The organism is Paenibacillus sp. FSL L8-0333, from assembly GCF_037965665.1.
Taxonomy (GTDB): Bacteria; Bacillota; Bacilli; order Paenibacillales; family Paenibacillaceae; genus Paenibacillus_AQ; species Paenibacillus_AQ odorifer.
In genome coordinates, this window is sequence record NZ_CP150186.1 from 3,824,320 (window position 1) to 3,848,009 (window position 23,690).

Annotated in this window: 26 protein-coding genes; 6 read left to right on the forward strand and 20 right to left on the reverse strand. The window is 43.1% G+C overall.

What is annotated here, in order from left to right:
• Window positions 1-160 precede the first annotated feature (160 nt).
• Both NYE72_RS17070 and NYE72_RS17075 read left to right on the forward strand, forming a co-directional pair.
• Complete coding sequence (locus NYE72_RS17070; RefSeq protein ID WP_036687693.1) at window positions 161-802, forward strand: thiamine diphosphokinase; 642 nt, start codon at window positions 161-163, stop codon at window positions 800-802.
• Window positions 803-1,097: 295 nt separating this feature from the next.
• Window positions 1,098-1,598, forward strand: a complete 501-nt coding sequence (locus tag NYE72_RS17075) for a C40 family peptidase (protein WP_036687694.1) — start codon at window positions 1,098-1,100, stop codon at window positions 1,596-1,598.
• 45 nt (window positions 1,599-1,643) lie between these two features.
• On the opposite strand, the gene NYE72_RS17080 is transcribed toward NYE72_RS17075, so the two are convergent.
• The 18 genes from NYE72_RS17080 to NYE72_RS17165 all read right to left on the reverse strand — a co-directional run bounded on the left by NYE72_RS17080 (window position 1,644) and on the right by NYE72_RS17165 (window position 19,633).
• Window positions 1,644-2,363 carry a response regulator transcription factor gene (locus tag NYE72_RS17080; RefSeq protein ID WP_076103939.1) on the reverse strand — a complete coding sequence of 240 codons (720 nt, stop codon included), beginning with the start codon at window positions 2,361-2,363 and terminating at the stop codon, window positions 1,644-1,646.
• Between the two features lie 116 nt (window positions 2,364-2,479).
• Complete coding sequence (locus NYE72_RS17085) at window positions 2,480-3,520, reverse strand: ThiF family adenylyltransferase (protein WP_076223829.1); 1,041 nt, start codon at window positions 3,518-3,520, stop codon at window positions 2,480-2,482.
• A gap of 73 nt (window positions 3,521-3,593) precedes the next feature.
• Window positions 3,594-5,147 (reverse strand): ABC-F family ATP-binding cassette domain-containing protein, encoded by a 1,554-nt coding sequence (locus NYE72_RS17090; protein WP_036687697.1) that lies wholly within the window; start codon window positions 5,145-5,147, stop codon window positions 3,594-3,596.
• 114 nt (window positions 5,148-5,261) lie between these two features.
• Window positions 5,262-6,755, reverse strand: coding sequence for a serine/threonine-protein kinase (locus NYE72_RS17095; protein ID WP_081386913.1), 1,494 nt, complete (start codon window positions 6,753-6,755; stop codon window positions 5,262-5,264).
• Between the two features lie 123 nt (window positions 6,756-6,878).
• Window positions 6,879-7,946: an SAM-dependent methyltransferase gene (locus NYE72_RS17100; RefSeq protein ID WP_036687700.1), complete on the reverse strand. Its 1,068-nt coding sequence runs from the start codon at window positions 7,944-7,946 to the stop codon at window positions 6,879-6,881.
• Complete coding sequence (locus tag NYE72_RS17105) at window positions 7,943-8,725, reverse strand: ATP-binding cassette domain-containing protein (RefSeq protein WP_036687827.1); 783 nt, start codon at window positions 8,723-8,725, stop codon at window positions 7,943-7,945. Before NYE72_RS17105 ends, NYE72_RS17100 begins: the two co-directional genes overlap by 4 nt.
• Complete coding sequence (locus NYE72_RS17110) at window positions 8,725-9,048, reverse strand: thioredoxin family protein (RefSeq protein WP_038571558.1); 324 nt, start codon at window positions 9,046-9,048, stop codon at window positions 8,725-8,727. Before NYE72_RS17110 ends, NYE72_RS17105 begins: the two co-directional genes overlap by 1 nt.
• Window positions 9,045-9,389 (reverse strand): cyclic-phosphate processing receiver domain-containing protein, encoded by a 345-nt coding sequence (locus NYE72_RS17115; protein WP_036687703.1) that lies wholly within the window; start codon window positions 9,387-9,389, stop codon window positions 9,045-9,047. Before NYE72_RS17115 ends, NYE72_RS17110 begins: the two co-directional genes overlap by 4 nt.
• 3 nt (window positions 9,390-9,392) lie before the next feature.
• Complete coding sequence (locus tag NYE72_RS17120) at window positions 9,393-10,250, reverse strand: deoxyribonuclease IV (RefSeq protein WP_052097082.1); 858 nt, start codon at window positions 10,248-10,250, stop codon at window positions 9,393-9,395.
• A complete protein-coding gene (locus NYE72_RS17125; protein ID WP_339210057.1) occupies window positions 10,240-11,055 on the reverse strand; it encodes a DNA-formamidopyrimidine glycosylase family protein in 816 nt (271 codons plus the stop codon). Before NYE72_RS17125 ends, NYE72_RS17120 begins: the two co-directional genes overlap by 11 nt.
• 45 nt (window positions 11,056-11,100) lie before the next feature.
• A complete protein-coding gene (locus NYE72_RS17130) occupies window positions 11,101-11,889 on the reverse strand; it encodes a TIGR01457 family HAD-type hydrolase (RefSeq protein WP_038571566.1) in 789 nt (262 codons plus the stop codon).
• 293 nt (window positions 11,890-12,182) lie between these two features.
• The gene (rnz, locus tag NYE72_RS17135; RefSeq protein WP_036687710.1) at window positions 12,183-13,121 is read right to left on the reverse strand and encodes a ribonuclease Z; all 939 of its coding nucleotides are present in this window, start codon (window positions 13,119-13,121) and stop codon (window positions 12,183-12,185) included.
• Between the two features lie 143 nt (window positions 13,122-13,264).
• On the reverse strand, window positions 13,265-16,702 hold the full coding sequence (gene metH, locus NYE72_RS17140) for a methionine synthase (RefSeq protein ID WP_038571569.1): 3,438 nt from the start codon (window positions 16,700-16,702) through the stop codon (window positions 13,265-13,267).
• 119 nt (window positions 16,703-16,821) lie between these two features.
• Window positions 16,822-17,247 carry a FixH family protein gene (locus NYE72_RS17145; protein WP_038571571.1) on the reverse strand — a complete coding sequence of 142 codons (426 nt, stop codon included), beginning with the start codon at window positions 17,245-17,247 and terminating at the stop codon, window positions 16,822-16,824.
• Between the two features lie 262 nt (window positions 17,248-17,509).
• Window positions 17,510-18,295 (reverse strand): HAD family hydrolase, encoded by a 786-nt coding sequence (locus tag NYE72_RS17150; protein ID WP_036687714.1) that lies wholly within the window; start codon window positions 18,293-18,295, stop codon window positions 17,510-17,512.
• 34 nt (window positions 18,296-18,329) lie between these two features.
• Window positions 18,330-18,851: a hypothetical protein gene (locus tag NYE72_RS17155; RefSeq protein WP_036687716.1), complete on the reverse strand. Its 522-nt coding sequence runs from the start codon at window positions 18,849-18,851 to the stop codon at window positions 18,330-18,332.
• Window positions 18,852-18,900: 49 nt separating this feature from the next.
• Window positions 18,901-19,110: a DUF896 domain-containing protein gene (locus NYE72_RS17160; protein WP_036687717.1), complete on the reverse strand. Its 210-nt coding sequence runs from the start codon at window positions 19,108-19,110 to the stop codon at window positions 18,901-18,903.
• Window positions 19,111-19,219: 109 nt separating this feature from the next.
• Complete coding sequence (locus NYE72_RS17165; RefSeq protein ID WP_036687719.1) at window positions 19,220-19,633, reverse strand: LysM peptidoglycan-binding domain-containing protein; 414 nt, start codon at window positions 19,631-19,633, stop codon at window positions 19,220-19,222.
• Between the two features lie 251 nt (window positions 19,634-19,884).
• Here NYE72_RS17165 and lexA point away from each other — a divergent pair, with 251 nt between their 5' ends.
• The 4 genes from lexA (at window position 19,885) to NYE72_RS17185 (ending at window position 22,358) form a co-directional block, all read left to right on the forward strand.
• On the forward strand, window positions 19,885-20,511 hold the full coding sequence (gene lexA, locus NYE72_RS17170) for a transcriptional repressor LexA (protein ID WP_036687720.1): 627 nt from the start codon (window positions 19,885-19,887) through the stop codon (window positions 20,509-20,511).
• A gap of 177 nt (window positions 20,512-20,688) precedes the next feature.
• A complete protein-coding gene (locus NYE72_RS17175) occupies window positions 20,689-21,027 on the forward strand; it encodes a L,D-transpeptidase (protein ID WP_036687722.1) in 339 nt (112 codons plus the stop codon).
• Window positions 21,028-21,179: 152 nt separating this feature from the next.
• On the forward strand, window positions 21,180-21,560 hold the full coding sequence (locus NYE72_RS17180) for a hypothetical protein (RefSeq protein ID WP_038571576.1): 381 nt from the start codon (window positions 21,180-21,182) through the stop codon (window positions 21,558-21,560).
• A 219-nt stretch (window positions 21,561-21,779) separates the two neighbouring features.
• Window positions 21,780-22,358 carry a hypothetical protein gene (locus tag NYE72_RS17185; RefSeq protein ID WP_076273285.1) on the forward strand — a complete coding sequence of 193 codons (579 nt, stop codon included), beginning with the start codon at window positions 21,780-21,782 and terminating at the stop codon, window positions 22,356-22,358.
• A gap of 49 nt (window positions 22,359-22,407) precedes the next feature.
• On the opposite strand, the gene NYE72_RS17190 is transcribed toward NYE72_RS17185, so the two are convergent.
• Window positions 22,408-23,190: an MBL fold metallo-hydrolase gene (locus NYE72_RS17190; protein ID WP_076098762.1), complete on the reverse strand. Its 783-nt coding sequence runs from the start codon at window positions 23,188-23,190 to the stop codon at window positions 22,408-22,410.
• Window positions 23,191-23,682, reverse strand: coding sequence for a cupin domain-containing protein (locus NYE72_RS17195; protein ID WP_051491529.1), 492 nt, complete (start codon window positions 23,680-23,682; stop codon window positions 23,191-23,193).
• Between the last annotated feature and the right edge of the window lie 8 nt (window positions 23,683-23,690).

Here is a 23,690-nt window from a genome sequence, read left to right on the forward strand (position 1 = left end):
TCACCTCCCAATTATTAAAACATAAGTAAATATGAATTTATGCACATAAAAAATCGCACACTATCATTTTAGCGTTGTCTTGGTCAATTGTGCAACTTTTCAATCTGCATTATACTGGGACAGGATAACCAACTAGAGTTTTAGAGGAGGAATGGATGTTATGCCATCCAAACGTGTCGTTATTTTTGCCGGTGGAGAACTATCTCCGGATTATTTCGCTCTATTAGATGAAGAAGATTTTATTATCGGTGCGGACCGGGGTGCATTATTCCTAATCTCACATGGATATATACCAGATATTGCAGTAGGTGATTTTGATTCTGTATCGCCTGAAGCTTTTCAGGATATTCAATCCAAAAGTAAAAAAACCATCACTTGTGATGCCGTAAACAAGGATTTAACCGACAGTGAGATGGCGCTCGATATTGCGATGAATCAGCAACCTGATTCTATTTTACTATTAGGAGTTACAGGCACTCGAATTGACCACTCCTTAGCCAGCATTCAAATGATGACAAGGGCTCTGCAACGTCAAATCAATTGCTACGTCATGGATTCTAATAACTATGTGACACTTACCGGATCCCAAACAGTCATTGAAGATTTGGGCTACACCTATGTATCTTTGCTTCCATTAACTCCTGAAGTAACAGGGATTACATTAGAAGGATTTCAATATCCTTTGAATGACGCCACTTTAAAGCTAGGCCAATCTCTAGGTGTAAGCAACAAACTGATTTCCTCCACTGGAACAGTTAGAATACGTAGTGGATTATTGCTGATTATCCAGAGCAAAGACTAAATACATAGTGATATAGAAACATCCTTGTAACTTTTGTTTTAAAATCAAAAAGCCGATAAATCCTTTATATATCAAGGGGTTTACGGCTTATTTTATTGTCCAAAATATCAAGTTATTAATTTTTTGTAACTTTTAATGAATTTTTAATAAAACGTTTACAACCTAGGCCCAGCCTCACTTTATTGCTGCTCTACCAAATTTTATGACATAGATAACCTGCTATACTACGAATCAGGCAAGCAAGACAAGACACAGCAAGACAGATTGATATACTAACTTTGGAGGTACTTACAACATGAATAAACAACAATGGATAAAAAAAGCGATTGTCATAGGAATGGTTACTACGATGGGCTTAGGAACAATGATGGCAACAGGCGTAGGCGCAACTAAAGTCGAAGCCGCTACGGTGTCCAAAGGACAAAGCGTTGTCAATTTTGGGAAAAACTATATGGGAACTCCATACAAATTCGGAGCATCTACTTCTACTACTAAGGTTTTTGATTGCTCTTCATTTATGAAACATATCTTTAAAAAGTATAATGTATCATTACCCCGTACAGCTGCAGCTCAATCAAAAGTAGGAACTTCTGTTTCCAAAGCAAACCTTCGTGTGGGCGATCTTGTATTCTTCTCTAGCGGCAGCAGAGCAACTGGTAAAAATGTAACTCACGTAGCTGTTTACGCCGGAAACGGTAAAATTCTGCACACTTACGGTAAACCAGGTGTTACGGTTTCTGATCTTAATTCTGGTACATGGAAAAAGACTTATCTAAAGGCTCGCCGCGTACTGTAAACAACAGCTCTATAGTAGAGTCTTTTCTATAAAAGAGAATAAGTCTCAGGATGTGGTGCTGCCTTCGGGCACCCTCATTACATATCCTGTTCCGCGAACAGTGTGAATTAACTTGTTCCGGTACCCTTTATCAATCTTTAAGCGGATATGCCTGATGTATACATCTACAACATTGGTATCTGCATGGAATTGATATCCCCATACTTGTTTGAGTATTTCCTCGCGGGAACATATAATCCCTCGATTCGCAGCGAGATAATATAAAAGATCGAATTCTTTATGCGTCATCTTAAGCTCGATCCCTTCACGGGTGACCAGCCTGCGGCTGGGATCGAGCATTAAACCATCCACCTTTAACAGATGTTTTAAATTTCGACGCCGACCCGTGAGGGTTAATAAATTTAGAATTCTACATTTGAATTCACCGGTATGTAGTGGTTTTGACATAAAATCATTCCCCCCGGCTAAAAAGGCCGCAACCGCTCCGTTACCCGATAGCTCTTCGGAAATCACCATGACCGGAAGAATCATTCCCTCATCTCTTACTGCGGAAATGATTTTCCATCCTTCCCATGTTCCCACCTCGCCTAAATCAGCAAGCAGCAATACCGGTTCTACTTCAGAAATGGATAAGCGAAGATCTTCGGGATCTTCGCTTTTTGTTATTTGCAGACCGATATCATTAAACACTTTTTCTATAGCGATTCGCTCTTCTACTCCTCTTTCGTTTCCCTCAGACATATACCATATCAGTTGCTCACTCACAAAGATCCCCCGTATCCATCAGACATGCATCAGCATCCCATTAATAGATATAGAATCCCCGGAAAGCAAAGAGACCATTCCTAGGAAATGGTCTGAAGATCAGTTTATCTTGCTTTTTAACCGAAATATCGATGATAAAAGCTACGGGCGGCGGCAATATCCTTCGTCCCATGAATCAATGCCCGGCCATCTGCGAAGATCACCATCCGGTAAGGACCTTCTTTAAAGGAAATTAGATAAGGATTGCTCTCTACCTCACCGTCTCCTAAACGAGACAAGCGGCTGGCTGTTTCCTGCAGGTTAAGGCTCTGCGGCCGGGCAGGGCGGATTTGTACGGTATCCCTACCACAAAGCACATCACTTCGTTCCGTATTCAAGGCTGTTAGATAAGGGTAGATCGGATGAGTCCCACAAGAAGGGCAATTCTCCTTTTTGGCACTTTTCACTCCAATTTCTTGATGTTCATTACGCCATACATCGAAAGTGAGCAGTTTATTTCTTAATTGGTCCTTACGGTTACCGAGAAGCTTTAACGCCTCAGCTGTAGCATTTGCAGTAACCAATTGCACGGCCTGTGGAAGAATACCCGCTGTATCACAGGTATCTCCCCCTAGTGGGACTGTACCTAAAAGACAATGAAGACATGGCGTTTCTCCAGGCAAAATCGTATATGTAATTCCATAGCTTCCTACACAAGCTCCATAAATCCAAGGGATATTATTCTTTTGGGCAATATCATTAATGATGAGACGTGTATCGAAATTATCGGTCCCATCCATAATCAGATCCACCCCTGAGATGAGTCCTTCCAGTTCTTCCTTCCGCACATCCATAACATGCGCTTCTATGACAACCTCAGAATTAATCTGCTGCAGTCTGTTCTGGGCTGCTATGGCTTTCGGAGCTCGCTCCTGTGCATCTATCTCGGTATACAGCTGTTGCCGCTGCAGGTTACTCCACTCTACATAATCGCGATCAACGATAAGGACATGCCCAACACCACAGCGGACCAATGTCTCTGCAATCCCTGTACCTAACGCACCCGCACCAACCACAAGCACTTTTGATTTTGCGAGCCCCTGCTGTCCTTCAGTACCAAATGGCGCGAAACGTATCTGTCGTGAGTATCGATCTTCTCGCCCGGCGTTATGAAACATACATTATCTCCTCCCCATATCCAAAAAGCGGAGAACAGCAGGATGTCTGCTATTCTCCGGATTTATGATTATTCTATACTTGTACAGCTGACCACTGCTCAACATCCCAAATTTTCGTAACCCAATCTTCATAGAAATCAGGTTCATGGGATACAAGCAGGACTGTGCCTTTATATTCTTGCAAAGCGCGCTTCAGCTCTGCTTTAGCAATAACGTCAAGGTGATTGGTAGGTTCATCGAACAGTACCCAGTTGCTTTCACGCATCAAAAGCTTACAAAGACGCACCTTCGCTTGCTCCCCACCGCTCAGCATACTAAGCGGACGTGTAATATGTTCATTTTTTAGACCACAGCGAGCCAGATGCCCACGAACTTCGTTCTGAGTTAAACTGGAGAATTCATTCCAGACATCCTCAATAGGCGTAAGACTAGCTGCTTTCACTTCTTGTTGGAAATATGCAGGGTTCAGATAATCCCCAAGATAGGTTTTGCCGCTGTATGTTGGGATCACTCCCAGAATAGTCTTCAGCAGTGTAGATTTACCTACACCATTGCAGCCAACAATAGCAATCTTCTCCCCACGTTCAATGACCATATTTAGCTGTGGCAGCAGCGGACGATCATAACCAATCTCGAAATCAATTCCTTCGAATACGGTTTTGCCGCTTGCCCGGCTCTCTTTAAACTTAAAGGTCGGCTTAGCAGCTTCTTCAGGACGATCAATTCGGTCCATACGATCAAGCTGCTTCTCACGGCTTTTTGCCCGGCCTGAGGTTGAAGCACGCGCTTTATTCCGTTGGATGAAGTCCTCTTGTTTTTTGATAAAATCTTGTTGTTTCTCATAGGCATCGATATGCTGGTTTTTGTTCATCTCCGCCATATCAAGGAATTTCTCATAGTTCGCCGTGTAACGGGTCAATTTACCAAACTCCAAGTGATAAACGACATTAACGACTTTATTCATGAACTCAGTGTCATGGGAAATCAATATAAATGCATATGGGTACTGTTTCAAATAGTTGGTCAGCCAATCGATATGCTCAACATCCAAATAGTTGGTAGGCTCATCAAGCAATAGTACATTGGGTTTCTCAAGCAAAAGCTTTGCCAGCAGTACTTTGGTTCTTTGACCACCGCTAAGAGAAGCTACATCACGATCAAGCCCAATCACGGACAGGCCTAAACCATTTGCCATTTCCTCCACTTTTACATCAATCAGATAGAAATCTCCGATGTCCAGTTGTTCCTGAATGTCCCCCATCTGCTCCAGTAGTACTTCTAGTTCCTCAGGCGAAGCATCACCCATCTGCTCTGTGATCTTCAGCATTTCCTGCTCTAACTCAAGCAGTGGCAGAAAAGCGTCCTTTAGAACATCGCGAATCGTTTTTCCTGGTGTAAGAATCGTATGTTGGTCCAAATAACCGTAACGCACCCGAGGGGTCCATTCTACTTTACCATTATCCTTCAAAAGCTTTCCTGTCAAAATATTCATTAGCGTCGATTTACCAACGCCATTTGCTCCAACAATTCCAACATGTTCTCCTGGTAACAACCGGAAAGACACGTTCTTGAACAACGTCCGATCCCCAAAATTGTGGGAAACGTCTTCTACAGTAAGTAAACTCATAAATTCTCCGCAAGCTCCTGTCTATACTTAAATAATGCGTAAATCAAATCACGTATAAATATATATTTTATCACACTTTAGCGGAACACTGAATTAAATGTTAGTCCCAATAGCCTATCTTAAGAAAAAACCACGGCGTTTTCCATCGTTTCGTTCGCCCTTAATGTCCCCTAATAGCTCAGCAATTACATCTGCCAACTTCCCTTTTTGTAAAAATGGATCTTGCTGACACGGTAAATTATAAACCCTATCTATACCTAAAGAATTTCGCAACAGTTCAACAGATTGCTGTTCAGCAAGTGGTAAACCCACTCTCCAATCCCGTTCAGGCTGCAGCCCCTTCCTCCTAATCCATAATAAAGTTTCCTCCAGTCGCCAATCTGCGCCAGAAGCAATTAGAATGGGAATATCGCTATGTTTGATTTCTTCCAGCGCTCCATCAAATCCACCCGTGCCCAGATCTAATACCACAAATTGATAAGCCCCTCTCATAAGCTCTGCTACATCCCCATGGTGAGGTCGCTTCCAGTAATGAACCTTCCTCCAGGAAAATACAGACTCAGAGCTCTCAGCAGGAACTGAAGCGCTCTGCACATCAAGCAAATTGTGCATGCGATCATAAACCGATGAATCCGGTGATAGATCAACCCAAGCTGTTGAACCAATCTGTGCCAGATAACTGCTAATCGCAAATGAAGTATGTGTTGTTCCAAGCCCCGGCCCTACTCCAAGTAAGGCAATCACTTTAGCTTTCCGTTTATCAACTGCTAGGGGTACAGACACTGCTGAATGATTACCTTCATCCATATCAGCCTCCACATGAACCAGTGCTTGAATAACAGCTGTTGCCTCCTGATATCTTTCCTCCGGATGTGGCCGTAATAAACGTCTAATTATCGGAATAAAAGCTGCGGGAACTTGGTCACGCAACTTATTTTCCATTCCTGACTCCCAGTGGCTGCATAATCCTCCGGTAGCCATATATAAAAGCAACGCACCAAGACCATATAAGTCAGAAACCGGTTGACTCTGCCCATTCCCATACTGCTCAGGAGCCGCGAATCCTACCGTACCAAGCTTCACCGTATCTTCAGCGATGCCTTTTCTAAAATTTCGAGCGATTCCGAAGTCGATTAACATTAATTCTTTTTGCTTAGTTAACATAAGATTGGAGGGCTTTAAATCACGATAAACAATGGGCGGATGATGACCATGCAAATATTGCAGGACTTCTAAAAGCTGTTTAGCAATTTGTAGGATGAATTCACAAGGCAAAGGTCCGGGATTATCCCTCATCAGCTGACTTAAAGTTATCCCTTCAATATAATCCATGACTAAATAAGAATACCCTTCTTTATCCGAAAGATAGTAATCAACAATACGTGGAAGCCGCGGGTGATCCAGCCCCATTAGCATCTCCGCTTCCGCTTCAATGTCCGAATGCAGCGTTGCTGAGCTAACACTTTCTTTTACAGCCCAACGTTTCCCCTTTAAACGCAGATCCTCCGCAAGATAAACAATACTCATTCCACCTGTTCCAATCTGGTCAATAATTCTGTATCTGGCGTCCATTATCTGCCCTACCCCAAGCTTCGATGCAAAATTCACTGAACTTCCCCCTTTTTCACATAAAAAAAAGAGAAAGCTTCCGCCATTAACGTTGTTACCGCAGATTACGATAACGTTAATAACGGGATGCTTTCCCTTAAGATTTTTAAATTAGGATCTTACCTAGTATTTAATCATATAAAGCGTGATCTCGTCACGATTATGAAACAGCTGCTTAGCCCGCTGAATCTGCATACGTTCGCCCTCAAACATTGCAATGATCTCTTTGATCATCGCTAGAGGTTTCTTATGCATCAGCTTTACGGTCACAATCGCTGTTCCGCCTGGTGACAGGCTGTGCAGCAGCCCGGTTACAAGCTTTGCCATCAGCTTAGGACTCCAGCTCATATCACATACAAGCAGATCAAATTCATTATCGCGGAATTTCACTTCTCCGGCATTTTTGCGCAGGATCTTCAGACCCGGGTAATTACGCAGCGATTCATGCATCAAAGCAGGGTCAACCGCTGTTACCTTCATTCCACGCTCCAGCAAGAAAGAAGTCCAGCCCCCTGGAGAGGCGCCAATATCAAGCGCATTACGGAAGCTGTAAAAAGGAATAGCGAACTCCTTCTCCGCTTCCATCAGCTTGAACTTAGCACGTGAGATTTGTCCGTCTTCTTTGCGGAAGCGGATTGCACCGCCATTCCAGCCGGATAGATTCTCTTCTGGTCTGGAAACTCCTGCATATAAGGCATTCCCGTCTGCGTAGACAGAAATGACCCATGCCGGATCTTGTACTGTAAATTCTGCACCCAAGCTTTGTAATTGCTCCTGCAGCCATTCACGAAGTTCGCCCGGACTTTCCTGCCAGAAGGAAGGATCCCCTTTACGAACATTTAGGGATACTTTCTCCCCCTCTAGCTCACTGCGGCGGCTTAAATACACAGCCAAACGCTGTAGTGCTTCCATGGTTCCTTCATCCTGAAACTGCACAGGCTGTATATGACGAAGGAAAATGGGCAGATTCTGTGTGAGCAATCGTGATACTTCCTCGGGTTCAGACTGCAAGGTGGCGAGAAAGATTTCTCCCGGCAACAGCAGCGTACTCTTCACTGCGCCGAACAAGCGCCGAAGCTCTTCCTGAGCATATGGCGCAAAGCCGTGATTAGCTGTACAAATATATCGGGAGTACACTATTTCTTCCGGAGCAGTGGTCTGCTCTTCGTTATCATGTCTTAATTCGTTCAAATCGTTTTGCCTCCAGGTCTAATTTTAATCCAGGGACGACCGCTATCCCATTCTACATCAACAGGAATATCATAGGTGGCCAAGATCATTTCTTTGGTTAATACTTCTTCTTTCGGTCCGGAACCAGCTAGCTTACCGTCGCGAATTAAAGCAACATGTGTAAAAAGCGGGACAATTTCTTCCACATGATGAGTTACATAAACAACGGAGACATTACGTTGTCTTAGCTTATCTACTTCAGCCAGCATTTTTTCTCTTTCGTACAGATCAAGACCTGCACAAGGCTCGTCCATAATCAGTAGTTTGGGGTCAGCCATAAGACATCTTGCCAGCATTGCTTTTTTTCGCTCTCCCTGTGACAAGGTTCCAAAAGGATGAAGTGCCATATTGCCCAGATTCATATCCTCTAGCAAGCGGATTGCCTTCTCCTTCACTTCGTGTGGAATGCTCTCGTAGAAACGCAAATAAGCGTAAGCTCCTGTAGCGACAACCTCCCACACCGGATCATTTAAAGACATCTTCTCCATTAAGGAAGGACCAATATAACCAATTTCTTTACGAACCTCGCGTAAATCACATTGACCATATTTATTCCCCAATACCTCAACAGTTCCTTTGCTAGGGAATAAATAACCTGTCATAATCTCCAAAATTGTTGTTTTGCCAGAACCATTCCGTCCCAAAATGACCCAGTTTTCGCCTTCCTTAACTTCTAAGGACACATCGTCCAAGATTAGGCTTTCTTCTCTGCGCAGAGATAAATGTTGTAATGAAATGATCATGATATAACACTCCTTATGTATTCCAGAATCCGCTCAACTGAAACCATTGAATAATAAATATGCGGATCCTCTATCCGGTCAGCAGAAGCCACTAGTAGAGCAGGAACACTGGTAATACGGTATTGTTGTACCAGATTAGGCAACATGTTCACATTTCCAGCAACCATTTGGAGTTCAGCAGGCAACAGATGTGCCGCCACTTCCAACATGCGTTCTGTTGCCTTACAGGTACCACACAGCGGAGTATGCAAAAACACTACCAGCGGTTCTCCCGGTCTCGTGAGTATCTCCAGTAAATCCGCTTCGTTCATTTCCTTCATTTTAGTCCCGTCTCCCCAGCGATATCATGAAGCTTATCAGAACTCAGGGGACCATTAAACAAGCGCATCCCCTCAGGTTTAGCCGCGTATAAGATTTCATACATTTCTTTTCTCCCTAAAACGCTGGAGGTGTGTAGATAGATTTCACAGGGGTACAGTCCTTCCAGAACAATCCGTCTAGCCACTTCCCCACCTGAATAATCATCCGGTCCCATATCATAATCTAACGATAAAATACCGACCTCACACTCACGCAGCATCAGAAGACATTCTTCTGTTGTCCGGGCTAAAGCAAATCCAAGCGGACCTTTACGGAGATCGTCCATATAGATATGAATCACTTTCTAGCCCCCCGCTTCAAACCAACTGCGAACAGTAGCTATTTCATTCCGATGACTGCCATCTGGACCCTTTTCAGTTTCCAAAACAACAGATGTTTTACGTAATGGATCAGAAGTTATTAAGCTTTCAAGACCCTTTTCGCCGATAAAACCTTTTCCTATTCCAGCATGCCGGTCCCGTCTTGAACCAAAGGGAAACATAGAATCATTAAGATGAACAGCTACAAGATGCGGCCAAAATCCAAGCTGGTTTCCTCGTTCAAGCAAGTCTTCCGTATGTTCAGGATTCCAAATTCCTGCTGCAAAAGCATGACAGGTATCCAGACAAAATCCAATCTTCTCGGGAAACTGGCTAAGCTCACGAACCTTCACCAATTCTTCAAGTGTAATCCCTTCGGTACCATGGTTGCCCGCTTGATTCTCAATTAGCAGCTTGGCGTTACCTTCCCAGGACTCCAGCGTCTCATTCATACATTGTATAATATTTTGATAGCCTTGTAACGGCTCCATTCCAGCAAAATGTCCAAAATGAACAACAATGCCTAAGGAACCACAGGCTTCAGCAATTTCCAGATCGTTAAGAAGGGAGTCTACATACACCTTTCGAGGGGTAGCGTCATCCCTATTCGCAGCCATATTGATTGCATAAGGGGTGTGGGCGATAGAGGTGATCCCTTTTTCTTGGCAAAAGAGTGCACAATCCCTTGTATCTCGAATATCAACCGTCTTTAACTTCAGACTGCGCGGATTTTTCGGAAAATATTGAAAACTTGTTGCACCGCTCTCCCAAGCAAATCGGGCAGCTCTCCCATATCCACCACGAATGCTGACATGAGCCCCTATTTTGGGTTTAGGCTTCATGCTGACAGTCTGGGCAATAAAATACTTTGCGTCCAGACAGCTCTGTTTTGATAATCGTTCCCCCATCGCGTAGGCAAGGCTCGCCCTCACGGTCATAGACTTTACATTGATCATTATAGGAACCCGTAACCGTGTCACCAGTCATAAACGGCATTTCCATGTATCCGCCGATCACTGTCGCATCAATTAATACTTTTTGAATGCTTTGATACAGACGGGAAATGGCTTCAGGTGATAAATTTTGTACTAAAACTGAAGGCAGAAGCCCAGCGTCAAAAGCAATCTCATCCGCATAACAATTTCCAATACCCGCCATTACATGCTGATTCACTAACAGACTTTTTAACGCACCACGCCGCCCTTTTAATATTCCTGCAAAACGTTCCGGCGTCATCCGTCGATCCAGCAGCTCAGGTCCAAGCTTACCCATCGTTGCTTCGCTTTCCTTCACGGATACTAAATGTAAGAACCCTAACCGCAGGCCCATAAAATAAAGGATCTGATCACCAAATGCGATTTCTACTTGCGTATTACGATCCGGCCGCTCTTCTTCTGAACCATAAAAAAGCAATCCACCCAGCATTAAATGCAATAGTAATCTTCGTCCATCATGGAGATGAAACAAAATGTACTTGGCGCGCCGCTCTACAAAAACAACACGCGCACCGATCAAGGCATCAATGAAAGCTTCTGTTTCCATGTTAATTGTTTTTTCTCTGTTCACAATTACATTAGTTATCGGAACATTTATAATACGCTGGCTAAGCAGCTGTCTATAATTCTCCATTTCCGGCAATTCTGGCATACTCATCGTCCCCTCTAAGTTGGTGAAGTAATAAGACCCTAGCTATTATACACCGAGAAACATTTTAAGTTCAGCTAAATCGGCACATATTTCATCGGGAGTGATCCCTGTGATACTTTTATAGTGCTCCAGATTCTCTGTAGTGGTTAAACCGGTAAGAACAAGGATTGTACGACAGCCCGCATTAACACCGGCAGCGATATCCGTACGCATATTATCCCCAACAACAGCAGCATGTTCAGGTTGAATTTTCAGAAGATCTGTCGCATATTTGATCAGATGCGATTCAGGCTTACCGATCACTACTGGCTTCACACCACTGGCAGCCTCAATTGCTGCACCGATCGTACCCGCACCCGGCATAACCCCATCATCTGATGGTAACATTAAATCTGGATTGGTGAGCACAAACTTTGCCCCGCTCAAAATCCAACGCGAAGCTTGAGCTAACGAAGCATAATTAAAAGAACGATCGATACCTTGCACCACATAATCAGGTGATTCTGTGACGATTTGGAGCCCTGCCTCAATGCAAGCCATACGCAGTCCCTCTTCTCCAAGTATCGCCACTGTAGCCCCAGGTGATTCCTCAGCTATGTAACGTGCGGCTGCCATAGAAGAGGTACATACCTCCTCAGCTTTCGCCTCAATTCCCATTCCACTTAAGTGGGCAGCAACGTTAGCTGCCGTGCGCGATGAGTTATTGGTAACAAATAAAAAAGGGATATCCGCTTCACGAAGAGCCTTTATCAGCAGATCAGCACCGGGAATCATTTTATGCCCATGGTACAATGTACCGTCTAGATCAATCAATAATCCTTCAATTTGTTCCATCACTAACCCCTCAGTTTCCATAATAAATTTAATTAATATAATAAATAAATAATAGTATTAACAAACTCGCAGCCTTTGCCCTGCTTGGATTTACAGGCATACTCAAGCCCTTTAGGTGGAAGATATCACCTACTGATTTTCGGCAATATGTCCAGCCATTCGTTCGTCTTTTACTCCGTGATTACTTTAAATCTAACACACTTCGTCGAATGAAATCGAACAAGCGTCCCATCCAGCATTTTTTAGCATAGCACTGTCATTTCCTGCGCTTTCCCGGAAAATAATCATTCCCCCTATTGCCCATTTAGTCTGCGAGGTACCGGATATGCATTAAATTCCTCAGCTAATAATGTCTCAGGGAATATGAGTTCAGCTTCCTCAAGCAAAGGAATTAACTCTTCATGCGAGCTGTAACGAGAACTGAAATGAGTCAGCAACAGCTGTCCTGCTTTGGCTTCTTTTGCTAACTCTGCAGCCTGACGCGCTGTACTGTGATGATATTGATACGCCATGTCAGCCAGATCATGGGCGAAGGTTGCTTCATGAACAACAAGGTCTGCATTAAGAGAGAGTTCTAAGGCTCCCGAACAAGGTCTTGTATCCCCAAGGATAGTAACAATACGTCCTCGTTTAGGTTCCCTGACAACATCAGCAGCACAGATTCGTACACCTTCATCCGTAACAACATCTTCACCTTTTTTTAATTTCCCATAAATCGGTCCCGGTTTTAAACCATAACTCTTAAGCAATTCCGTATTGAGGCTTCCGGGACTATCCTTTTCCGTTACCCGGTAGCCATAGCTGTCAATGCGATGCTCAAGTAATGCAGCTTCAACTTTAAAGCCATCATCCTCGAATATAGTTCCTCCTGTATGCTCCACAATCTCAATCTTATAAGGAATTCGGGATTGGCTCACAGCTAAGGAGATCTCTAGGTATGCTTTTAATCCAGGGGGGCCGTACACCGTTAACGGCGCTGTCCCTCCCTGATAACCACGACTTGATAATAGACCTGGAAGACCAAATAGGTGATCACCATGCAAGTGGGTAATGAATAGCTTTTCCAGCTTTCCTAGCCGAATCGGTGAACTAAGAACCTGATGTTGTGTACCTTCCCCACAATCGAACATCCAAATACTGCGACGTTCTTCCAGCAGTCTTAATGTAACGGACGTTACATTACGTTGTAGCGTTGGCACACCTGCATTAGTACCTAAAAAATATAAATCCATTCTTTTTCCTCCCTTCTACTTATTGGCTCAACCATCTCTTTTCAATTCTAAACGACCTTCTTCCAGCAAAAAACCCCCCAGTTACGGGAGGTTCCGCTGAAGGGGATACAATCCCCTACAGACCAGGTATATAAATGAAAGAATTACAGCTTCTCTACATTAAAATACTGCGCTTCTGGATGGGCAAATACCATAGCCGAAACGGAAGCTTCGGGCTCCATCATAAAGCCTTCTGTAAGGTGAACACCGATATCCTCCGGAGATAACAACTTAAACAGTGGACCTTGATCTTCTAAATCCGGGCATGCAGGATAACCAAATGAAACACGGATCCCTTGGTATCTTGCCCCATGTCTTTGCTTCATCGTCATATCCGCCGGATCTGAGAAACCCCAAGTATCGCGCATCATATGATGGACACGTTCTGCCAGTCCTTCTGCCACTTCAAGTGCAACCGACTGCAAGGCGTGTGAACGCAGATAATCTCCGCTTTCTTTCAGCTGAGTAGACAATTCACGTACACCGTGACCTGCTGTTACAACTAGGAATCCAACATAGTCCATAATACCACTGTCAACAGGTTTCAAGAAGTCCGCCAAGCACAGATGAGGCTCTACCCCTTGTCTTGGGAAAGTAAAGGTATGCAGGATCTCGGACGTATTCTGTGGATTATACACTATAATATCATTCCCTTGCGATTGTGCAGGGAAGAATTGATACATAGCATGTGGAGTAATGGTACCCTCTAGCATCGCTTGATGGAGAATATCGTCTACGGTACCCTTCAGTTCAACAGTCCGCTGATCTCCAGCAGCTAATTGGGCTTCTACAGAACCCCGTAACCCCAAATGATGACCCAGCAGCATTTGCATATTCACATAGGGGATAATATGCCCCAATGGATAGTTACGCAGTACGTGGCGTTCTAAATCCGGTGGAACAAAAACAGGTGCATCTGGAGATATTTTGGAACGCACTGCTCTGGTTAGTTTCGGCAGTTCTTGCTTAGGCGCAACCGCAACCGCTGCTTCTGCCTCCACACGAATTTCCTCGGCAATCTTCTCCCGTTCTTCAGGGTTCATAAGCCGATTGGCAATATCCAGCCCGTCCATAGCGTCCTTAGCATACAATACTAGGCCGTCATATTCTGGACGAATACGGGTCTTCGTAAATTTACGGGTCAAAGCTGCGCCGCCAACCATAATCGGAACATCGATCCCAGCTGTACGTAAATCCTGAGCGGTGAGCACCATCTGCTGAGCAGATTTTACAAGCAGCCCGGACAATCCTATCGCATCAGCTTTTTCTCGACGGAAGGCTTCGATAATGGTCTCTGGTGGTACTTTTATACCCAAATTAATGATCTGATAACCATTGTTGGAGAGGATGATCTCCACTAGATTCTTACCAATATCATGCACGTCCCCTTTTACGGTCGCCAGCATAATTTTTCCTTTAACCGCTGTCTCATCCTTCTGCATAAACTGCTCTAGGTGATTCACAGAAGCCTTCATCACTTCAGCGCTTTGCAGCACTTCAGCAACAATCAATTCATTATTATTAAATAACCGGCCGACTTCCGACATCCCTGCCATCAGCGGTCCATTGATGATCTCCAGCGGACCAGATTTAGTCAATGCTTCATTTAGATCAGGAATGAGTCCTTCCTTCGTACCTTCAACCACATAGGAGGCTAAACGTTCTTCAAGTGACAGGTTGGAAATCTTCTCTTTTTTCTCTACTTTTTTACCACGGAAAGCAGCTACAAAAGCAGAAAGCGTCTCATCATTCGTATTATAAATCAGTTCCTCAGCAAGATGACGTTCTTCGGCAGGAATGGAAGCATACCGCTCCACTTTCTCTGTATTTACGATCGCATAATCTAATCCAGCTTTTGTACATTCATAAAGGAATACTGAGTTCAACACTTCACGTCCCGCTTCTGGCAATCCAAAGGAGACATTGCTGATGCCCAAGATCGTATGAACACCTGGAAGTGCTTCCTTGATCAAACGAATGCCGTCAATCGTTTCTTTTGCTGAACCGATATATTGTTCATCTCCGGTTCCTACAGGGAACACCAGCGTGTCAAAAATAAGATCTTCTCCTGCTAAACCATACTTGTTCACTAGCAAGTCATAGGAGCGTTTAGCCACTTCCAGTTTATCTGTCGCCTTAATTGCTTGTCCCGTCTCATCGATGGTACCCACAACAATAGCTGCGCCATATTTATGAATGATCGGCGTCACCAGCTCGAATTTCTCTTCACCATCTTCAAGGTTAATAGAGTTAATTATCGCCTTACCTTGGCAGTACTGCAAAGCTAAATCAATAACCTTAGGATCGGTAGTATCGATCATCAGAGGTACTTTAACCTTTTTTACAACCAGTTCTAAGAAAAGCTTAATATCTTCAATCTCATCGCGGTCAGGGTCTTGTACACACACGTCAATAACCTGTGCCCCACTCTTTACCTGAGCTCGGGCAATTTCTGAGGCTTCCTCATATTTACCTTCGACGATAAGACGTTTGAATTTACGAGAGCCAAGTACATTCGTACGTTCACCAACCATGTAAGGACGGTTGTCGTTCTCAATATAGATAGGCTCAATACCTGAAAGTGCAGGTGGATGATTACCTGCCAGCGGGCGTGGAGGATATTCGAAAAGTGCTTCCTTCATCGCACGGATATGCTCTGGTGTCGTTCCACAGCAGCCCCCCGCAATATTCAGCCAGCCTTTTTCAGCAAAGGCTGCAATCTTGCGAGCTAAAGAATCTGGAGATTCATGATAATGTCCATTCTCATCCGGCAATCCTGCGTTTGGATAACAGCTCACGGCTGCCGAGGAGATCTCCGAAAGCGAACGAATATGATCCCGCATGAACTCTGGACCAGTCGCACAGTTGAGGCCCATAGAGATAGGCTTCAGATGTTCTAATGAGATATAAAATGCTTCAATATTCTGACCCGCCAGTGTAGTACCCATTGGTTCAATTGTTCCTGAAATCATAACCGGTAATGTGATGCCAGTCTTTTCAAAAGCATTACGAATACCAATACTTCCAGCTTTAACGTTAAGTGTATCTTGAGAGGTCTCCAGCAGCAAAACATCTACTTTACCGTCGATCAATGCCACTGCTTGTTCCTCATAGCTATCAACTAGCTCTTGGAAAGTAACGCCTCCAGTTACTGAGAGCGTTTTTGTTGTTGGACCCATAGCCCCCACGACGTATCGCGGACGGTCAGGTGTGTCATATTTGTCTACTGCTCTGCGGGCCAACTCTGCTGCCGCTAGATTGATCTCACGTGCGCGCTGAGGAATATCATATTCCGCCAGTACAACAGAGGTTGCACCAAATGTGTTAGTCTCAATGAGATCAGCCCCTGCTTCGAGATACTGCTCATGAATCGTCTGAATGACTTCTGGACGTGTTAATACCAGCATTTCATTACAGCCATCCAGCTCATCGCCACCAAAATCTTCTCCAGTAAGAGGCACCTGTTGGATCATTGTGCCCATTGCGCCATCAAGGATCAAAATCCTTTGTTGTAAGCTTTCCTCAAGTGTATATTTAGCCAACTAATAGTCCCCCCAGTAAAACATTAGAGTAAGTTTAGCAGAATAAAGGAATTTCGAAAAGCCTTCCTTTCCACTCTGCTTTATCTGTTATTGCTCAGCAACCGTTGTGAACCTTTGAATCATGGTTTCACAGACAGCTCTTTGCTAGGCATAGAGTGCTGTGTCCGGGCTGTCACATGTGAAGTGACATTATATTGTCCTTCCTTTTCAAGGGTCCCTTCTGCTTGATAGACTCCTTTACCTATTAGCTTTCCCTTAAGCTCTATTTTCTGTCCCTCATCATTTTTATTCACAATTTCGAACAGAACCTCTTTTGCATCATCTACTGCCTCGTTATCTTGGGTCACCACAGCTTCAAAGGTTACCTTTTGATTTACAACAACTTCTTCAGGACTCCATTGTAGTTCGACTTTGATAGGTTCCATAGACATGTTCATATTCATGTTATGTATTTCTGAATGCTTGGTTCCATTTGAAGAACATCCACCTAGTACTAGAAGTGTTGCACCTAATAATACAGCGACTAATTTCTTCGATCTCATCATTTGGAGCCCTCCCAATCATTATCGAATAATAAAAATCTACCAATTCATGTTATACATCTCCATCTATTATACACATTATTATTGGTTTTTCAGTATTTTGCATCAATTCCGCATTAGACTTGTGACTTAAATCATTTACTTAAAAATCTAATGAAATCCTTATGTTAGTATGTATGTACAGAAAAGCAGCGAGTTTCTTAGGATCTCAGAAACTCGCTGCTTTTATAAAGTCTTTATGTTGGAGCTAATAGCTCTGTATATCTTACAAGGATTGAACTAGTGGAAGAAGTTCCTCAAGGTGATTGATTTCATGATCCGGATGAATATCAAGACTAGGTGCTCTACCTTTTCTATTAATCCAGACCGTGGTCAACCCTGCTGCCAGCCCCCCACGGATATCCGTTGTAAGCTTATCGCCGACCATAACCGCTTGCTCAGGAGTTACATCAAGAAGCTCTAAAGCATGCAGGAAAATTTCCTTATCCGGTTTGCCTTTACCAAAGCTTCCGGAAATCACAATATGATCAAAGAAAGGAATTAACTCTGGCACACCATCTAGTTTTTCTTGTTGCAGTGCAGGACAGCCGTTCGTAAGTAGCAAAAGCTTCACTTGACCCCGTAACTGCTCCAGTACATGCATTGTTTCTTCATAGATGTATGGACGTTTTCTGCGCTCTGCTGCGAATTTAGTTGCCAAGGTCTCAGCTAGTGCTTCGTCTTCCACCCCTAAGGCTGCAAGTCCGCGACGCCAAGACTCTTTACGATATACCGGTGCAAGCTGCTCCAATTGACGGAATTCTGGTTGTTCACCTGCCGTAAAGTTAGCCCAGAGTGCTTCATATGGATTAATTCCGATCATCTTTGTAAATGGGAACGTCTCATAAGATTCATACAAGCTACTTGCTTCCTTACGAACTGCAACTTCTAGTTCTTGTGGATCAATCGTATCCCCGGCGGCTTCACAAGCAGAACGAAATGCTTCTTCGACGCTCCGATCATCCCACAGCAATGTATCATCAAGGTCAAATAGTACAGCAGAAATTGGCATTACAGGTCTCCCTCTCCCTTTAACTGGTCTAGTTCTATTCGTGAACTACTTCAATGTTGTGAGCTTTAGCAAATGCTTCTAATCGTGTACTCATCGCATTAGTATCATAGCGATTCATAAGTCTTGTGAAAATCCATTTCGTACGTTTCCCTTTGTGCTTAATGACTACAGCTCCACGCGAAAGGGTGATTTTCTCAATATCTGCAGCTGGAAGCCCGCGTTCGCGATTGAATTTAATAGTAGACAGTCTTGCTTTTTCCACCTTCAAGTACGGACGACGGAAGAACAATAGCGCTGCCAGCAAATAGTACAGTACTACTCCCAACCAATTAGCCAGCATGCCATTTCCTTTGGCCTGATCAATAGAACCAACTACCCAAAACATAGTGCCAAGTATCACTAACACTACCGGAAATGCAATGTTGCGACCTTTAAAGACTTCGGCATTCTGGGTAGGAGATTTAGAGGCATAAATCGTATCCTTGCCTTGTTTCTTTCTTTGCTTGTTGATTTGCTGTGTGTTGCGTTGAACCATTCTTTCCCAAGAACGGGCCATGTGCGTTCCCCCTAGTCATCCTGAAATATCTATGAAAAGGAACAGCGAGCTAATGTTTAAGCCCCTTGTTACCTTGTTCATGCTCATCGTTATCTACTACTTCAATAGTATTTAATTGTGCTCGGAAGTTATTGCGGATATTCCCCAGGTAAATTTCACGAAGCTTGGCGCGTTCCGCCACTTCCTCTTGATTAAGGCCTACGCTCTTCTGTTTGCGTGCCAATTCGTTAATTCGCGCGACCAACTCATCAATATTCAATACTTTCCCTCCCCCTATAAATTAATTCTAACTCTGCCATGAGAAAAAGAGCTTGTCAAGGTCTACTCCCTGCAAGCTCTAATGGTCATTCTATTATGTTCTCAGAAAATTAATAAATAGGTAAAGTAAGTATGTCTCCAGCGTTAATTTGACTACTCTTAATCCCACTTGAACGTTTAATTCCTTCTATATAAACAACTGTCTTCATATCAGCCGGTTTATTCTTAAGGGCAATACTCCATAGTGTATCTCCACGTTCAACCACAATCCGCTTCTCTTCCTTCATTATAGTCGTCGATCCTGCAAATACATTTCCCACTACTGTTAGGCCAGAAAATACTAGCACGATAATCAATATTAACTTAATAAAGAAGTCCTGACGGAACAACGAAATCATCCCTCCTAGCAAACGTTCCGTTATCTCTTTCACCTTAGCGGAATTACGGGCAACGTCATTATGTCCTAAAGATTCAACCACTGGGGCCTTATCGTAGATGCTGCGGTATGTACTGTATTTTAGCATAATTATCATCCTCCAAACACTTGTTCTTACTTTCGAATTCATAATAACACGAACATGTGTTTTGTTCAATACTATTTCAGAACAATTGTTCTCTTTTTTTTGAGAGACTCAAGTGGTACATTTTATTATCATTTGTCTACCATTTTTTAACTCTAGCAGATTAATATTTATAATAGTTAGAACTTATGTTTGTGCGAACGGTAGTTCTATGTTATAATTTTCCCAAACATTACTATATGGGGTTGATTCCAATGTCAAAGATTTCAAGTCGCCAGCTGGCGATCCTGGAATTTATACGAAGCGAAGTCCGCAGCAAGGGTTATCCACCTTCCGTCCGGGAAATTGGAGAAGCTGTTGGCCTTGCTTCCAGCTCCACAGTTCACGGTCATTTGGACCGGCTTGAGAAGAAGGGACTTATTCGTCGAGATCCAACGAAGCCACGTGCAATAGAATTACTAGGCCAAGAGGATTCAGAGAATGTTCACCAATTCGCCCAGACCATCTCACGGATTCCTGTCGTAGGTAAAGTTACCGCCGGGGTACCTATCACTGCTACAGAGAATATCGAGGACTACTTCCCACTTCCTACTCACTATGTAGGTGACAACAAAGTATTTATGCTGTCAGTTATGGGTGATAGTATGGTGGATGCTGGCATTATGAATGGTGATTATGTAATTGTTCGCCAACAACAAACAGCGGACAACGGAGATATCGTTGTAGCCATGACTGAAGAAGATGAAGCAACCGTTAAGACCTTTTACAAGGAACGTGATCATATACGGCTTCAGCCGGAGAATCCAGCTTATGAGCCTCTTCGCCTTAATCGCGTAACTATTCTCGGAAGAGTCATCGGATTGTTTCGAGATATCCACTAAGTATGCACTCCTACCATAAAAGGCTGTTCCGCAAATGCGGAACAGCCTTTTTTCTGTGTATTTTGCTTTCTCAACCACTAACGAACATTTGTTCTCGTTCGCTAAAATGGGCATTTTCTATGAATAACCGTTTAGGCGTTCTGCTCATATCCTAATTAGAAAGGAGTGTTGTGCATAATGCCAAATTACCGAATTATTGTAGATCTGACCCAACGAATGTTATATCTTCTGGACAATGATATTGTGATTAGAGGTTTCCCTGTCGGCATTGGTAAGATGTTAACCCAATCCCCAGTGGGAGAATTCACGATTATTAACAAACAACCCAATCCAGGCGGTCCCTTTGGTGCCTTTTGGATGGGACTGTCTAAACCACACTACGGGATTCATGGAACGAATGATCCTTCCTCCATTGGGAAAGAGGTATCCCACGGCTGTATCCGGATGTACAACGAGGATGTGTTAACACTCGCAGCTATCGTCCCTATAGGAACACGAGTAACGATAAGGAATTGAATTCGCTGAGGACGTCACAGCCCCCAAATCACCATATACAGAATGGGGGTCATTACATAAGTAAGTATTTTTTCATTAGCATACTAGGAGTTTGGTGATTATATGTCGAATATTGTTAACAGGATTGCAAATTGAAAAGGATGTGTTTAGTTTTGAATAACTCAAAAATTAGAACCCTCGTCGATTTTAAAGTCGATGCACTGGGTAAGCTGTCCGGTTTACTTTTAAATGATGAACAAGCTAGTGGAAAAAAAGTGAATTTGCTCACCTCTTTTGGCAGCATTCAGGGAATCGTCTCTCCAGCCGTCTCCAACAAAGAGGATGTATTTGATTTAAAATCTTTGATGGATGATGTAATAGTAGACGAATACATATCTTATTTGGGAGCAGAACACCCTGATAAAAATTTCAGCTATAACTTTGTTGTCCTCAATGACGTTACTGTAAGACCTTATGCTAGTTATGGGACTCCGATCGAATACAAACAGCTGATTGTTTATACCGATCATATCACTGCCTTCAATTTTCTATAGGTTACATACTTACCTTAAAAAGCACCCTTGCAGCAACCCCCAATTTTGCGCCATTTGCAGAATCGGCAGGTTTCTCCGGGTGCTTTTTTTGGGCTAATTCCGAAGCCGATCCTATAATTCCACGAATTTCCCTTTTAAAAGATACTAGTGGGGATCATTCAGGCATATCTTTCAATAAGCAACAATTTGAGTCTAATGAGATAACTGGGAGGTGATTATATGCTGATTATCTTAGTGTACTTATTTGCTATTTTAGGAGTTGTTTTAATTCTAAGTGCCGCCATTATAAAATTGAAAACGCTATCCACTTCATCTGATATTTCTATGCTAGTTAATGCGGCTGCATCCTTTAACATCATTTTCACCAAAACATTCATTCCCCCCAATCAATCTCACTTGATCGCACTTAACGAACCTAATAAAAAATTAGCAATAGGCACCAGAAATCCGAAGAACAACAAAAAAGCAGTAGCAAAGCTATACTCTTTCGATAATGTAATGGGATCCGAGATTGTGGTTAACGCACTTACCCTTTCAAAAGTCTCCAAAAGACAACAAAACAGCAAAACAACTGCAACTAGTGCAGATATTAACGTCCTTAAGGAAGCTGATGAAGAAGCTAATGTGATAGAAGAACTCACGCTTAAAATATATATGAACAGCAAAGAAACGCCTGTGTATTGTATTTCCTTCTTGCCGGGTTTATTGCCTATTCAACAATCCGACAACCAGTACAAGGAAGCTTACTCCCAAGTACAACAATTGCATGCACTCTTCAGGTCAATCGTATCTGAATAATTAAGTTGTTATCGCCATACCTCTCATTTGATTTCGAAATAGAAAGAACCTAAAATTGCACACTAAACCCATCAAACTGGTGAATACCCGTACCATGTGCCACTACTTTTTGCTCACGTAACTCACGAACTGCCTTTTTGACCTCTTGTAAAATAGATGGATCTAAACCCAGCGTATTATGAGAGCCATATACTTGGGTAACCCCTGGAATTTCTGTAATCTTCTCTAAGGATGCCACTAAATCAACCGGACTAGTCGAAGGGTAAAAAGCATAGATTGGAGTAACGTCATACAATAAATCACCTGTAAACAGATATCCGTTGGCATGATCAAATAGGCTGATATGACCTGGCGAATGACCTGGTGTGTGGTAAATTTCTATTTCGCGCCCACCTATGTCGAGCACATCCCCCTCTTGTAAAAGAGCCGTTGGTTTCCCTTGAAAAGGTATGTAGGTGTTAGGATCAAAGGTTTCAGGAACAGGAAGGGTGATGTCTCGACTCATATCCTTTCGAATCTGGGCAAGGGACAAGCCTTTTATTCCGTTAATCAGCCAATCCTCATCCTCTTTATGAACATAGATTGTCTCGAATTGTCCGTGACTGCCAATATGATCTGCATGCACATGTGTAGTTATGACAGCGATAGGTAAATCCGTTAACTGATCCGTTATTCTTTTTATATTATCAATACCTAATCCCGTATCAATTAACGCGGCTTGTTTTTGCCCCAAGAGTAAAAAAGAATGCACCTTTTCCCAATGTCCATATTCACTGATTGCATAGGTGGTCGGATCAATTTCCGTTACTGTAAACCAACGATCTTTAATCAATTACGCTCCCCCATTCCATTTTTCCCTTACATGCTCTTCACCCTTATAATAATCCGCCTGTTCATCCGCTTGATAGATTTCTTGATAAGGCAAAATGTTGATTTTTCCAGAGTCTGGATATTCGCAAACATCTATTCCCTGATTCGTTCGGAGATCCAGATACCTGCATGGTGCATCCGTATGATTATAAAGCTGGTGCGCCCCTTCCGGTCCCATTTCAAAAAATATTACATCCCCTTCCGTAACCTCCGTAAAACCCTCGGGTGTTCTTAACATCGCTTTTCCCGCTAAAATCACAAATATCTCTTCAGCATTTCTATGAAAATGATAAGGATAAGAATATTTATCAGGATCTAAAGATCTGATATCAAAAACTAAATGCTTGGAGCCCACCATTTCAGCTAATCTTTCACTCGTATGCCAAGCAAACTCTGGGATCGGGGACTGTTTTTGAGTAAATGAGACCGTATTTTCATTAAAAATCTTCACCATCTGCAACA